Raw genomic sequence first — 15,065 nt, 5'->3', positions numbered from 1 at the left:
CCTTAAGTTTCGAGATGAAATCCTTCAATTTTCTATTTCCATATATTTTATTTCTATCAAGGAAATTTTGGTCATGGCCAATATGCTTCTACAATTTATAATATAAAGGAACAGCAATCTCGGAGTGTTTAGTATCCTAGCCCTAGGATGCTTATGCCTTATTTCCCAGAAAGGATCCGCAATTGCTGTCAGCCATTTAAAAAAGTTCGTTTAAATCTTACTTTTCGATACCATTTAAATTTAAGATAAGCCTAGTTTTCAAGTGACGTTAATATTAACACGCGGCAAATATCAAATCCATATAAATAACCTATGCACCAAAAATAATATTCAGCACAATTTTGCAATTGCCGGAGGCGGATCAGCAGCACATTTTGATCGATGTGGAAACCAAGTTTAAAATCTACACTAATTTTGAACCTTTTATATTTTAAAGGGTTCAATTCAAGAAACCGGTTCTAGAGAGTGTTTCATTTTTTCATTATTATAAACCCCTGTTTTAATACAGGTTAATATTTAAGTATTTTATCATGAAAAGAAATAATTCAAGCAGAAGCTCAAGAGGGGGATCCTCTGACAATAACGAACATTCACTGGAGAACATTTACCAATTAGGTTACAGTCACGGATTCCGCGATGCATCAAATGATGAAGATTATGACGATGAGTTCGACGAGGAAGAGTATGATGACTATGAGGACGAAGATTACGATAACGAGGACGAGGACTACGATTACGAGGATGATGATGAGGATGATTATGACGAAGGAGATGATGATTATGATGATGATGATGATGATGATGACGACTCTTCGGGCGGCAGATCAACAAACCGTCGCCGCGATAGCGAGGGAAGGTTTACCTCAACCCGATCAGGTTCCAGAAAAGGAAGCAGTTCGGGGCGTAGCTCAAGAGGTTCAAGCCGTGGCTCTAGCAGCTCATCCCGAGGATCGGACAATTCTAGCCGCGGCTCAAATAGTTCGGGTAGGGGAAGATCGGGGAACTCAGGAAGAGGTGGCTCAAGCTCCGGTAGAGGTTCTTCGAGCTCCAGGGGTAGATCTGGTAGCTCCTCATCTAACTCCGGTTCTTCCTCTAACAGCTCGAGTTCAAGCTCGAGGCGCGGGTTTGCCTCAATGAGCAAAGCTGAACGTACACGTATCGCCCGCATGGGAGGAAAGGCATCCCACGGTGGGGGACGCTCATCCGGCCGATCAGGAATTGGAGGGAGAAGGAGTTCTTAATTATTAATAAATTTCGGTGCCCTGTCACAGGGCACTGAAATAAAAAAAGACTTATGGCAAAAAAAGAATTGCTCAAGGAAGGGCAGACCAAAAATATCGATGGGACCCCTCAGATAAGTGGAAATGAAAAACAAGCGGACCAATCCACGCAAAAAGGTTCCCAATTATATGACTTTTTCCTTTCAGGCTTAAAGGATGTTCTTTATGCTGAAAACAAATTGGTTGAAGCTCTGTTGGAAATGGAACGCGCAGCTTCTGCAGAAGAACTTAAAGATGCCTTTGAAGATCACCATCTTTTGACCAAGAAACATGTCAGCAGGCTCAACAAGATATTCGGTATATTGGAGGAAGAGGTGGACGCTAAGGAATGCAAGGCCATAGAGGGTATCTTAGAGGAGGCCCGGGAGATTATCAAGAATACCGTCGAGGGTTCTGCCACTAGGGACGTAGGACTTATCATAGCGGCCCAGAAAGTTGAGCACTATGAGATAGCTACCTATGGAGGGCTCGCCCAATTGGCAATTACCCTGGGATTTGATAAGATTGCCGATCTTTTGGAAAGAACCCTGGAAGAGGAGGAACAAACAGACCAGGATCTGACATTCATTGCTGAGCACGATATCAATCCAGAGGCTGAAAAAGAGGACTAACAGCTATTTTAAACATATCCATAATCTCTAATATCTCAAAAACGTCCATTGCTATGGACGTTTTTCATTGTTATGTCTACCCATTGGCCTGCTCCCCGTTATTTATGTTATAAGGTTCTAACACCGCAATCCGATAAAAAAAATTATCAAATGCTCGGATTAATCTGGGACTGTTTTCAATACTTCAATTTTCATCATAACTGTATTCTTGATAATAAGTTAACAAGCCATAAGGCAATAATCACTTACCAGACCAAGCTGTTCCGCTGTTTTAAAATTTTACATATGTAGATTTTTTAGTGGATTTATTTTGAATAATATTGCAAAGATCGAATATCTACATATTCTTTAAGGGATATTCCTGATAGTAGTTTATCAACAAACTTTTGAATGGAGTATAGCAGTTTAGATTATTCTGTCGGTCTTGTCTGCATCTAACGGTTAAAACCAATAGGTCATAGCTCCTTCTCTACAATTTCGGGTGAAAAACATTCAATATCCTTCCGAATTTTCATGGTAGAAGTTCTTTATCTATCTTATTGATAGGGCACTAAGCCAAGATCATCAACCTATGGAAAACAATAACATCGACAAATATGAATATGCTAAGGAAAAAGGGTTTGACGGATATCTGGATCCGACAGGATATCCAAAGGTGGCTTAGAAATAAAGGTGTGATAGTATTGGTAACGCTCCGAGAAGTTGATGAGGGAGATTTTAAATTCTCCTATCAGGTGTTTGAACCTTCATCAATCTATTATCACCATCCTCCCATGAGCTCCGCAGCTTATTGGAATACCTATGAATAGGCGTTAGGTCACGCTCTAAACCATGGTCTAAGGTATGTTTGACATGTTGCGGCAGTTTCGCTTCCATAACAATCTTTCAGATTTTTCACGAAAATAAAAAAAGGGGATTATCTAGACCTCTTTCAACAGCATCAAGAGCTTTTTATGGACAATTGTATCCTTCTCCCTCCTTGCAAGCTTTGCATATCTCCTCATCCAGCCGTCAAGCCGTCCATCTTCAAACTTATTCAAGATGACGGGACAGATGTAGTTCTTTCGTGCCACCGATGGTGTGTTTCCCAAAAGATGTGCGACGGAACTGACAAGTTCTCTGCAGCTTTTGTTCCTGTTTTTAGTGTTTTCAGGGTAAGTATCCAAAAGGTGTCCCAAAGCCAAAAAACATGCGTTCCACGTTCTTATGGTTTTACTGGTCACATCACCACCATATATTTCAGAAAGATAGCTGTTCAGATGGCAAGGTTTTATTGGTCTTTTAAAATTCTGCTCGTCCAAGTATTGGAGGAACTGTTTTCCGGAAAGTTGCAATATTTTTTCAATCTCATCATACAGTTTTCTCTTTCTAAATGCTTTCTCCTGCTTTACACCCTTCTTTCCCCTATACCTTAATATTACCTTTCCCTGCTGTAGTTTGACATGTTTATTCTGAAGTGTGGTAAGACCATAGGAACCATTGGAATTTCTATAGATAGTATTCCCTGGGCGGATGGAAGTGTGCTGGATGATCATGATTGCCAGTGCACAGACATATCTCTGGTCACAGGATGGCCTTTTGATGTCCTTTTCCAACTGTTTTTTCAATAATGGCAAGCTCTTTCCAAAGTGATATAGCCTACTGTACTTATCCTGGTCCTGAAAGGCTGTCCAACAGGGATGGTAGATATATTGCTTGCGCTGCCTATTATCCAAGCCCGTAGCCTGGATATGCCCATTTTTATTCGGGCAGATCCATACGGCCGTCCAATTTGGCGGGATTGCCAATGAATAGATCCTAGATAGGACCGATTGGTCCACAATCCTCACCTTTTTCTGGTCGTAGTATTCAAATAACTCACCGTTTTGGATCCTAGAAAATCCTTTAGAATTGCTGTTTACATATTTAAAAGTTTTTTTTGTTTCCATGTCGCTTGTTATTATCCCTATAAATTTAATCCTGTTCTGATCGATTTTGTTTTAAACAAGTACAATTAGATGATAAAATTAAGTCATATATGGGGAACCAAATTATTAATGGCTCCGCTCCAGTGGGGAAAAGATCTTTCATTTTTCACTTTAACCCTATTCCTCAGAGATTTAAAGATGTAGGAATCAATGCTATTTTGGTGAATGTTAATCCACTTTTCCTTATAGAATCTGGTATTTCCGTTCTTTATTTGTTTTGCAAATTATCAAAACTATCCGAACCCTAAGATCGCTATAGCGGCAGGTCATAAATGAAGCTTAAGGTGTCAACAGTGCTCAGGTCCCCCTAAATGAGAAAAGATCGGTAATTGGCTACTTGTTTATCTTTAATTAAAGGATGGGCCGTTAGAGGGGTCAAGCGCATAACAGGGATTCTGGTTCCATCATGCCTGTTATGCGCATTTATGATTTTTGCTAGTCCTGCCTATAATTACGCAATTTTTTCTGGAGGATCTTCCTTGCCGTATGGATCCGGGTCTTCACAGTTCCCTCAGGTACCCCCAGGTATTCAGCGATTTCATAATATTTATATCCTTCATAATACATCATGAATGCTGTGTAATATATTTCAGGAATTGTTTTCATGACAGTGTCGATTTCTTCACTCATTAGATTGCCTTCCGCTCTATCTCTACTGATACGACCTTCCATATCCTTTGAATCCGCGATTCCACTCATATACTTCAGTTGATGGGCTCTTTTACGGCAATCGTTAATAAAGGTATTTCTCATGATTGTATAGACCCACCCTAATAGGTTCGTTCCAGCAACATATTTTCTCTGATACTTCAGCACCTTGACCAGTGTGTTCTGTAGAAGATCTTCCGCATCATCCTGATCCTGGGTAAATTTATGGGCGTACTGCAGGAGTGTTGGTGTATGCACCAATACCTCATCTTTAATAAATCTGTAATTCATCTTAAAATAGGGCTTTTGTGAATAAATATTACTATTTAACTACCCCTTTGCGCAAAGGAAGATATTGATATGAGCTGTCATGGCACCTCGCGTGCGGACGTGTCACATCTATTTGTAAAGGTTGTATGGTTAAACAGGATTCAATCCCCGTGCCAAATGCATTTTCGGAAATCACCGGGCGGTCGAAAAAGACTGTGCCGTTCCTTACATCTTAAAGACCTCGATTTTCTTTTTTTCAGATGGCGCAAAAAAAGCAGGGGTGTTTAATTTAATATACACCTATCTATCTTTTTTCATACATGTAGCTATATCGCCACAGTTAGAGGCCTTGATTTGCCCTGACCGTGGATTGTAAAGGAAATACGAGAAGAAAGAAACTATTTCTCCTTTGCCTTGTTCATATTTTGAACTTAAAAAGAAAACATTATGGCAATTAACACAGCAAACGAAGACCAAGTAAGTAAAACTATTGAAAGTCAAACATCCAAAATCCCCTCCGTGGTATTTCTCGGTGCGGCATTAATGTCGATGGGAGTTTCTGCAGCATTAAAATGCTCACGGTGGAATGATGATAAGGACGCCCTTTTCATAGGGCAATGGGCGGCTCCCTTCCTTCTCTTGGGAATCTATAACAAAATCGTAAAAACCGAAGGACATGATTGATTTTCTTAACAAGTAATTTGAAAAATTCATCAATAACTACAAAAAGTTCCCGAAAACTGTTTTTTGGGAACTTTTATTCCTTTTGGTAGCGCAAACAGGTTTGTTGATCCTGCAATCGGAAGTAGAAAAACATTTTTGGTTTAACCAAAAATGTCCCTATCAACTGAAGGTGACACAAATAAACAACATTTCACTTCCTAAGAATGCTAAATTAAGAACTGAAGGCAATAACCTGCAATTTAATTAATTGTTCGGACCGGTAAAGAAATTCCTTTGACCTTTTTAATCTACCATTAGTAAAGAGAAAAATCAGAAATCGACATTTTAAACCTTAACTCAAAATAAACAGCCATGGAAAGAAAAAAACAAACATCGAATGCCAAGGATCTCAGGGATATATTCTTGACGGGCCTGAAAGATATTTATTGGGCAGAACAGACATTGACAAAAAAACTTCCAGAAATGGAGGCCAAAGCTTCCGATATCCGTCTAAAGACTGCGATAAAGGACCATTGGGCTCAGACCCATGAACATGTCACCAGGCTAGAGAAGGTTTTTGAACTGATCGGTGAAAAAGCGGAAGGAAAAAAATGCCTGGCAATGGAAGGGATACTGAACGAGGGGGATGAATCTATTGCTGATATCCAGGAAGGGCCTGTTCGGGACTCAGTGCTAATTTCTGCGTGCCAAAAGGTTGAGCATTATGAAATTACCAGCTACGGGACCTTGTCCGCATATGCCAAGACACTCAACGAAAGGGAGGCGCAACAGCTCCTGTTGCGAACTTTGGGAGAAGAAAAGAAATCTGACTGTATCCTAACCACTATCGCAGATACTGACCTGAATTCCCGGTCATTGTCGGGAAGCCCTCAGTCCAAAAATCTAAAAGCTGTTTAAGATAAGTCACTAAACATAAAGCGGGCAATCTTTTTAAACAGAAAACAAACGGGACCTATCCAAATCTGCGGGATTCGCAAATAACTGGGGCCATCGCTTCTCCGGATCTATTTGCATCTACGATAGAGATAGCCCAAAATTTTCCATCTTAACTTTAAAATATTACGATAACATGAAACCCAACGAAAACGAGCCATTTAAAAATGGTGCCAATCCTAAGCGGGAACAGCTTGGCCGATATACCACAGACAATCAAGGGGAATTCCTCACAACCAACCAAGGCCTCAAGATCAACGATGACAACAACTCTCTGAAAACCGGGGACCGGGGTCCTTCCCTGCTGGAAGACTTTATCCTAAGGGAAAAGATCACTCACTTTGACCATGAGAGGGTACCGGAGAGGATCGTACATGCCAGGGGCTCTGGGGCCCACGGAGAATTCCAGCTGTACAGGTCAATGGAAAAATATACAAAAGCAAAGATCTTCAACGACACCTCGGTCAAGGTCCCTGTCTTCGTCAGGTTTTCAACGGTAGCGGGCTCGCGCGGTTCGACCGATATGCCAAGGGATATCCGGGGATTTGCGGTGAAATTTTACACCCAGGAAGGTATATATGACCTGGTAGGGAACAATACTCCTGTCTTTTTCATCCAGGACGCTGTTAAATTCCCGGACCTTGTCCATGCCGTTAAACCGGAACCGGACAATGAGATCCCACAGGCGGCATCTGCCCACGATACATTCTGGGACTTTATTTCCCTGATGCCCGAAGCGATGCACAATATCATGTGGCTCATGAGCGACCGGGCAATCCCCCGGAGCCTGAGAACCATGGAAGGGTTCGGTATCCATACCTTCAGGTTCATTAACGAGCAAGGTCAATCGCATTTTGTGAAATTTCACTGGAAACCATTACAGGGAGTACTTGGCCTTGCATGGGATGAATCCCAGCGCCTCGCCGGAAAAGACACAGATTTCCACCGTCGCGACCTCTGGGAAGCGATCGAGGCAGGCCATTTCCCGGAATGGGAACTGGGCGTGCAGATAGTGTCCCAGGAGGATGAGCATAAATTCCCTTTTGATCTGTTGGACCCGACCAAGATCATCCCTGAAGAAATGGTGCCCGTGGAGATCATCGGCAAAATGACCCTGAACCGTAATCCTGACAATTTCTTTGCGGAGACCGAGCAGGTTGCGTTCCATCCCGGACACATTGTTCCCGGCATCGATTTTACCAATGACCCTCTTCTTCAGGGGCGCCTTTTCTCCTATACGGATACACAGATATCCCGTCTGGGCGGACCCAATTTCCATGAAATCCCAATCAACAGGCCCATTCAGGAAATTACCAATAACCAACGAGATGGAATGCACCGGATGCAGGTGAACAAAGGAAAGACCAGCTACCATCCCAATACCATGGGTGGTGGATGTCCCTTTCAGGCCATGATAAAAGAAGGGGGCTTCAATTCCTTTGAGGAACGAGTAGATGCTTCGAAGGTGCGGAAGCGCAGCAAGAGTTTTTTCGACCATTTTAGCCAGCCTACCCTTTTCTACAACAGCCTGAGCTTACATGAGCAAAGACATGTGCAAGAAGCCTTTTCGTTTGAATTGGGAAAAGTGAAGACCGTTCCGATCCGCCAGAGAATGGTTAACATGCTCATGGAGGTAAGTGAGGAGCTCGCCAAGACCGTTGGCGACAATCTGGGCCTCAATCCCCAAAAGCTCCCGCAGCCCATAACTGACAGTATCCCTGCGGATGGAGAATTGGCCGACTACCACTCATACAGCAATCCGCTACCGATAGACGCATCACCTGGCCTGAGCATGGCCCAGAAGCTACCAAAGGACATCAAGTCCCGCAGGATCGCTATCCTGGTTGCCGATGGTGCCGTTGACCATACGTTTACGGATTTTAAGCAGCAACTTTGCCAAAGGGATGCGATCGTTAACATAGTTGCACCCAAACTGGGATTTGTGACCACCGAGAACGGAGACAGGTACCCAATCGATCATAGCTTTCTGACGTCCGACTCTGTGATGTTCGATGCTGTCTTTGTTGCCGGTGGATGTGAAACCTCCCTAGGGAAAAATGCGGAAGCTCTTCATTTCGTGGCAGAAGCATTTAAGCACTGTAAGCCAATTGGAACTGATAAGGGCGGCGGAGCATTTCTGAAAAAAGCGCTCCCTTCCATCTCCCCTGGGGAAAAGGGAGTGGTTACCACGGGTAATTTGGAGGAATTCATTGAAGCCATAATGAAACATCGCTTTTGGGAACGTGAGGAAAAGAATTCAGTCCCTGCATAGCGGTAACTAAGTGGACGAAAAAAGGTTCGCTATAAGATTGTTACTTTTCGTTAAAACGATTTTATGGGAAGATTGTTAACATAGCAGACATTACGTTTATACACAATGGCCATTTCAGGCTGGCCTATTCCCCGGTTCTTCATGGTGCCGGGGATTTTTTTGCTGAAGCGGGCCAACATTGCCACCCCTTCAGCTTGGAATATATAAAGGATAAGGCCCGAAGACTGGATAGACGGTGCTGCGGTACTGTTATTTACCAGATCGATGTAAGACGGGTCCGGTCGCTAAGGACTAAGTTTGCCTTGCTGCCTATGTTCCTTGATTGTTCTTCGCATATAAAAACTTCCCAGAAAGGCACCAGCTTTTTTGGATGTAGGAGAAAAGTCCAAAAGCGTTAATCTGATCAATAAGTTATGCACTTCTATCCTGAATATTTTTAATTTGGACGGATCAGCGGACTATGGTTATATCAATTTAGGACTCGGTGTGTTTCACAAGGAGACCCGCTTCTCTGAAGAAATATCAATGGAATGTTCGGAAATATGACGGTTAATGTGTCAATTTAAGATTTTGTGAATCAATACCGATACCAGTGCGAGTGGAATCGTTAAGAGGTAATAGGAGGGATGTAGCCCGTTCGGGACATATTTTGCCGCTACCATGATCAACAATGCGCACACAATGGAACACCCAAAGAATACGGCAATGGCATTATACCAGTCCGTCCTCGAGAATCGGAAAGATACCGGTCTGTTCTTTTCAGTCAATAATGTCTTTATGGCCCTGACAAGGAAATAGATAAAATATGTCAAGAACAGTAATACTAAAAAATAAAACACTGTACGTCCTTCGCATCCCATTGTCGATTTTTGTAAAATTCATGACTCCCTCCCAAGGCGACCATCACCAGGTAACGGTACATTCAGAGCTACTGCAATGCCCGAATTTACCAATATTTCTATTATCCTGGAGATTTTTTCTCAATTGCTCCTGTCTGGATAATTAAAGTTAATCCGGCAAGCGATTTAGATATTGTTGAATTCCTACAAGGTAAATGCCGTAAATTAGATGAAAACTGCGCTCAATTCTGGCTTAGAATTGTATTTAATATAGCCGTTTCTAACAAGGATGACCATATTCGCAATCGTGGATTTGTGTTGGGCAAGGAAGGCTGGACATTATCACCGGCTTATGATTTCAATCCATCTATAGACAAAGCTGGCTTAGCTCTGAAAATTGATATGCATAATAGGGCTTAGATTTTGATCTGACAAAAAATGTTGGCGAATATTTTAGATTACAACCTAATGAATTCAGTTATAGAAGAAGTTTTGCATTCTGTAGTTGAGTGGCAAGTTATTGCCATAGAAAAAGTTGTTTCAAGATCAGAACAAGAGTTAATGAGGTCTGCTTTTAGAAATGCTTAATTATTTCAATGATGATGTATTAGACAAAAGGTATTAACAAATTTGATCAAAATCTACACATATGGCATCATAACACTCTGAAATGGGGTGCGGTGGCCACGCTTGTTACCACGAATACATACTATATTGTTGGCCGTCCGATCGATGTGAAACAGAAGTTGGATGCCGCAGTATTTATTCCTTTAATGCTGCGACTTTTGGCTAACATGTAAGTATGAGAAGGGTGCTAAGGCTGTTCAAAAGAATCTAGCAGCCATATTTAATGTTAGCGAAGACAGTTTAACATACTGGGAGAACCATAGAAGTGAACCAAAAATCAAATTCTATCCATTTATCTTCGGGTCTTGTGTTATTGTCCTTTTAAACCTGATGGATATATATAAGTTTTCGGGCAAGACCAAAGCTTATAGATATCTAAATGGACTCAATCAAAAGCGATTTTCAACGTTGATGAACCTTGAACATGCTACCGTTGGTGTTTGGGAAAATGGGAAAGGACAGGGGGGAAAGAGCTAGTTGAAGCTTTTTTACCTAATTTAGCACCGTCGTATTAAATATGATTTTATTGCAATAATTTTATTTTCGGTCTATCTATTCCACTATAAATTGAACTTAACTAATATATAAGCAAAACCACATAAAATCCTTAGTTAAAGTGGCAAGAGACCATGATGCAATTTCGTTGCATGACGTTCAATTAATGGTTTTTCGCAATCTTATATAGTAAATTGCTGGTTTGTAAGCCCTGGTATTTTGAGGTCCCAACAGCTCATTGTCTTTCTAATCGAACAATTTTGTCTTTTATGGTTTAATATATTAAGCACACTTTTCTAAAGATAGAAAAGTTTGTGAACTCCCGTTTTGAAGGACCTTTTTGTTCAATAGTAATTTAAATTAAAACTATGGTGACTTTTGTTGGTGTTCCACACCGTATTGTGAAGGTTTTGATCTCTATTATCCTTTTTGGCTCTTTCGTCCATGGGTTGAAGGGACAAGAGAAGGATTCTGTTTTTTCTGCGGATACTGGTCATGCACGGCGTAATTACGTTGATTGGCAGGGCTTCCTTGAAATGCGAGAGAACAGATTGGATAGTATAAAGCGGGAGCAGGCTTGGGAAAGATTAACACCCCACCTTCACGAAATAGACATCGTCATTGCCGATTTGGAAAATCTCTATCAGGAATTGAATGATTACCATAGCACTCTCTCGAAACCTTTGCAAAATAGTATAGTTACCGACACAACAGGTGTTCCTCAGCTCGAACTCCACGATTCAGCAAGGTTTCGACCAAGACTTAGAGATACCCTGGAGTCAATGCTGAATGAAACACATTATTTAATGAAGGAAGTAGAGCACCAACTTCTCTTGGCCAAAAAGTTACGCGCCGAAATCGTCGCCAAGGGCACAAGTGATTCGAACTTCGAAAGCTGGATTCCACGGTTGAAAAAGGTAGCTGATAAGAATTTGGCCAAGGACGGATTTAGTATACCTTTTCTTTCTATTGCAGCTTGGCATGGACAATTTCTTCTGCTGTTGATCAGCGGTCTCTATTTCTATATCATTTACAAGCTAGGTCGTACGCGACAGGAAAAAGACTCCTTGCCGCTGCACAAAAATCAACCTCTCTATGTTCCTATACTCAAGACATTAATGTTTTTTTTGGTGCTTTTTCCGTTGTCTTACCCAACTCTGCCGATATGGACCCTAGAACTGATTTTTTTATTGGCATTTGGTATTATGTATATGCTGCTATATGCTAAATTGTCTAGGTTTAAAAGGAATGTAATGAATGTACTGTTCATTTATTACATTCTGTTAATATTTACCAATTTATTTTTGCATGAGGGGGTTTTCATCCAAGCTAGTGCTATAGTAGCAAATATTGTGGGTATTATCCTATTATGGAATCTGGGGAAGAAAACAGATAGCGACAATCCGATTGGCTTTCTCCCTCCCTATATTGTGTGGGCATTGATTGGCTGTCACCTGATAAGTGTCCTTTTAAATGTTTTTGGTTATCTAAATATTGCCCGTATCGCCAGCCTGACAGCAACATTGGGTGTCGTACACGCGCTATCTTTGAGAACATTCCGTGATATGGTGCTCCATGATTTGACATCAAAGTTTGAGCAGGCTAAGCCAGAGTCGTTCATTGCTAAACTCAATCCTCACAAAATTTATCGAAGCCTCGATAGGCTGATTTTATTTTGCTCTCTAGGGTTGGTTACAGTAGTAATATTAGCGAATCTCCATCTCTCTACAGAGGCTTTGCGGCTTTTCCGCGATTTTTTGCAAAAGCAGTTTAGTCTCGGGGGCCTAAAGATAGAATATGGTGATTTCTTTACGGCAGCAATTGTTGTTTGGCTGGCGAATAAAATACAGCGCTCACTTGGAACGTTTTTCGCAGGGCCGAATGCTGGTCATCGTGGGTCTGCAATGACTTTGCTGCCCCTTTTTAGACTGTTAATTGTTATTCTAGGTTTGTTATTCGCTCTCCGCGTGCTCGGGTTGGGAGTCGATAAGCTTACGGTAATCATCGGAGCGCTAAGTGTAGGAATAGGCTTGGGATTACAAAATATCGTCAATAATTTTGTGTCAGGAATTATCCTCATTTTTGAGAAGCCCTTCAAATTGGGAGATTATGTGGAATTGGGCGATAAAAAGGGGCTGGTCACACAGATTGGTATACGTTCGAGCACACTGCATGTCGACAGTGGTGCAAGAGTGGTTATTCCCAATGGAGACCTTCTTTCAGGTAGACTTGTTAATTGGACAAAAGATAACTATGAAACATTCTTAAATCTCTCCCTCTATGTAGAGGAACCTATTGAAATTGATGAGTGGAAGAAAGAACTAATCACACTGGCGAAAGCTCAGCCGGAAGTGGATGACGGTGCTCCCGTGCGGGTCACAACCATGGAGGTCGAATCCCAACGATATCTGCTGTCCATTCAGGTAGGTATCCGGAGCGATGAGATGGAAGTCGTAAGGGGACGCTACCTTGAAGCCATAAAAGGTGCGGCGCGCACAAATAACATAAAGATTTCCTCAATTACTTAATATAAATCTAAGACACCAACGGTATGGAAGAAGCAATACGCCCAAGAGAAATACTAATTATACGGCAGGTGCAAAGTGAAACTACAGACATCTTTCACGAAGAAATCTTTATGCGCTGCCCTGATGGACAGGTAGTGGAAGAGGCCATGAGAAAGATACATGACCATTATAAACAAGACTGCGATTTTGAAGACTTGAGCATTAAAGAAACGCCCCTATTGTTAACTTTTAGAAACATACATACGGCAAAGCTTATCAAGTTTCTGACCGGTGGTTAACCTGATCTCTATAACGAACGGCGCCTATAGGTCTTAATAATATAATTATAAGAGGAAGGGGAAGCAGAACTAATTATGTCCGACAATTTATTCGGCGAACAACAATATTTGCACAGGAGCAAGGCGTTATAGCTTAACATAAAGCACTTTTTTTCTATTCGGTAACAGATCTCTAAGCCGTACCTTACCAGAATAGGTCTCAAATCCTCTTGAAGCATATTTGGGCTACAGTTCTATTATTTATCAAATACGATTTGATAATCTTTTGCGATCCGAGATAGGCCTACTTTTTATAATTCCTAATTTGGCTATTAAGTGTTAATGGAGAATTAATAAAAAAAAATGATGAATTTCTATATTTTCCAAAGAAGAAAGTCTGGTTTTCACTTGAAAGTTTCCTGAATGATTATTCATTATTATTGACATGTCCTCAAAGATGCAAAGATGTTATAATTACACTGATCCGAAATTTGCTTCCGGCAAAAGCGGGCTATTGTTGAAACCCTAACCGAATATATTACCAATGGACAGCCCACTAGTAACATAGGACTATTTCACCTTCCTTTATCCTCCGCACAGATAAGTCCATACAACTCCAACACTGCGCACCTTTGAAAGGTCCCTTGGGCCGGCCCTGAGCTGCATGACAGTCGTCCGTGCCCGGCAGTGGCTGGATTACCCTCCTGATCAATTTTGGTGGCAATATCGCTATCTGTGATGGGCTATGTTATTGAGGTCTCATTTACGGTGCTGGCACATGTACTGACTGTTGCAAAGGCTTTTTCCCAATTAATGAGTGGGAATCATGATGACCAAACATTCAGCTAGAATCCATAGTCCAGTTCGTGCCATTCGTCCATGGTTGTATATCGTATGTTAAAAAATCCTTGTCCCGTCAATCGGTCGATCGGTGCTGAAAAGTTCTTTTGGGGACAGTCCGTACTCCAGGCGGATAAATCGTGAAAACTTAAAATATGATGAGAATCCACATTTTGAGGACAGGATCGTGAGATTTACCTTCGAGGAGTCGCTATTGTTGCTGAGCAAATGTAACATATAATTAGTTCTCAGCCCTTTAATATAGTGCGAGAAACTTGTCCAGATTCCTGTTGATTATGTGCGTTATATATTTATGATTGGCCCCGTTTCCTTTGCCAGCGATTTAAGATCGAGTTTGGGGTCTAAAAACCGACTTTCCTGCTGCCAACGTTTTAACTGGCGAATTATCTTATTTTCAGTCAGAGCGCTTACGTAAGGTGCACCGTTCAGTTTATCCTTCATTGCCTTAAGTTTATTAAACTTATTTTAAAACCCCGAACTTTAGAGCTCTGTCCGTTGTCCAAGGGTCCATTCATGATAATTTTTTTAAGTTTCGTACAATATCCGTCTAATATACTGTATTCATTTATCTTTTTGGGAAAGGAAATCTGCTTGGGTCTTCAAGTGCCCAGAAATCACCGGATAGGAAGCTGTAAGGGCGGAAAATAACACCTGTATTACCCCCCTTAAATTTTTGGAGAAACCATACTATATGATCCAAGTGATCTGAGAGAGAAGCAAACCAGGAATCCATTTCAATCAACTGAGATCTCCAGGTGGAGGTCTATCGAGGAGTCTCAATGAGCTTGCCCAC

At 41.5% G+C, this 15,065-nt stretch carries 12 protein-coding genes; 8 read left to right on the top strand and 4 right to left on the bottom strand.

What is annotated here, in order from left to right; genetic code table 11:
• Window positions 1-795 precede the first annotated feature (795 nt).
• Entirely contained in the window at window positions 796-1,137 is a 342-nt protein-coding gene (locus ACK2WI_RS17985) for a hypothetical protein (RefSeq protein ID WP_409151851.1), read from the top strand.
• Between the two features lie 157 nt (window positions 1,138-1,294).
• Window positions 1,295-1,891 (top strand): DUF892 family protein, encoded by a 597-nt coding sequence (locus tag ACK2WI_RS17980; RefSeq protein WP_409151850.1) that lies wholly within the window; start codon window positions 1,295-1,297, stop codon window positions 1,889-1,891.
• A 717-nt stretch (window positions 1,892-2,608) separates the two neighbouring features.
• Here ACK2WI_RS17980 and ACK2WI_RS17975 read toward each other — a convergent pair.
• From ACK2WI_RS17975 to ACK2WI_RS17965, 3 genes are all read right to left on the bottom strand, one after another.
• A complete protein-coding gene (locus ACK2WI_RS17975; RefSeq protein WP_409151849.1) occupies window positions 2,609-2,767 on the bottom strand; it encodes a hypothetical protein in 159 nt (52 codons plus the stop codon).
• Between the two features lie 44 nt (window positions 2,768-2,811).
• Entirely contained in the window at window positions 2,812-3,819 is a 1,008-nt protein-coding gene (locus tag ACK2WI_RS17970) for a DNA topoisomerase IB (protein WP_409151848.1), read from the bottom strand.
• Window positions 3,820-4,293: 474 nt separating this feature from the next.
• Window positions 4,294-4,797, bottom strand: a complete 504-nt coding sequence (locus ACK2WI_RS17965) for an RNA polymerase sigma factor (RefSeq protein ID WP_409151847.1) — start codon at window positions 4,795-4,797, stop codon at window positions 4,294-4,296.
• A gap of 426 nt (window positions 4,798-5,223) precedes the next feature.
• On the opposite strand from ACK2WI_RS17965, the gene ACK2WI_RS17960 reads away from it, so the two are divergent.
• The 6 genes from ACK2WI_RS17960 (at window position 5,224) to ACK2WI_RS17935 (ending at window position 13,432) form a co-directional block, all read left to right on the top strand.
• The gene (locus ACK2WI_RS17960; protein WP_409151846.1) at window positions 5,224-5,460 is read left to right on the top strand and encodes a hypothetical protein; all 237 of its coding nucleotides are present in this window, start codon (window positions 5,224-5,226) and stop codon (window positions 5,458-5,460) included.
• Between the two features lie 351 nt (window positions 5,461-5,811).
• Window positions 5,812-6,357, top strand: a complete 546-nt coding sequence (locus ACK2WI_RS17955) for a ferritin-like domain-containing protein (RefSeq protein WP_409151845.1) — start codon at window positions 5,812-5,814, stop codon at window positions 6,355-6,357.
• A gap of 172 nt (window positions 6,358-6,529) precedes the next feature.
• The gene (locus ACK2WI_RS17950) at window positions 6,530-8,665 is read left to right on the top strand and encodes a catalase (RefSeq protein WP_409151844.1); all 2,136 of its coding nucleotides are present in this window, start codon (window positions 6,530-6,532) and stop codon (window positions 8,663-8,665) included.
• 920 nt (window positions 8,666-9,585) lie between these two features.
• Window positions 9,586-9,924: a HipA domain-containing protein gene (locus tag ACK2WI_RS17945; protein ID WP_409151919.1), complete on the top strand. Its 339-nt coding sequence runs from the start codon at window positions 9,586-9,588 to the stop codon at window positions 9,922-9,924.
• A gap of 1,070 nt (window positions 9,925-10,994) precedes the next feature.
• Entirely contained in the window at window positions 10,995-13,154 is a 2,160-nt protein-coding gene (locus ACK2WI_RS17940; protein ID WP_409151843.1) for a mechanosensitive ion channel family protein, read from the top strand.
• A gap of 68 nt (window positions 13,155-13,222) precedes the next feature.
• Window positions 13,223-13,432 (top strand): hypothetical protein, encoded by a 210-nt coding sequence (locus tag ACK2WI_RS17935; protein ID WP_409151842.1) that lies wholly within the window; start codon window positions 13,223-13,225, stop codon window positions 13,430-13,432.
• 1,122 nt (window positions 13,433-14,554) lie between these two features.
• On the opposite strand, the gene ACK2WI_RS17930 is transcribed toward ACK2WI_RS17935, so the two are convergent.
• Window positions 14,555-14,713, bottom strand: a complete 159-nt coding sequence (locus ACK2WI_RS17930) for a hypothetical protein (protein WP_409151841.1) — start codon at window positions 14,711-14,713, stop codon at window positions 14,555-14,557.
• Window positions 14,714-15,065 lie beyond the last annotated feature (352 nt).

It is taken from the genome of Sphingobacterium sp. BS-2, assembly GCF_046161205.1.
Classification (GTDB): domain Bacteria; phylum Bacteroidota; class Bacteroidia; order Sphingobacteriales; family Sphingobacteriaceae; genus Sphingobacterium; species Sphingobacterium mizutaii.
This window is presented reverse-complemented; position numbering and strand designations above follow the sequence as displayed.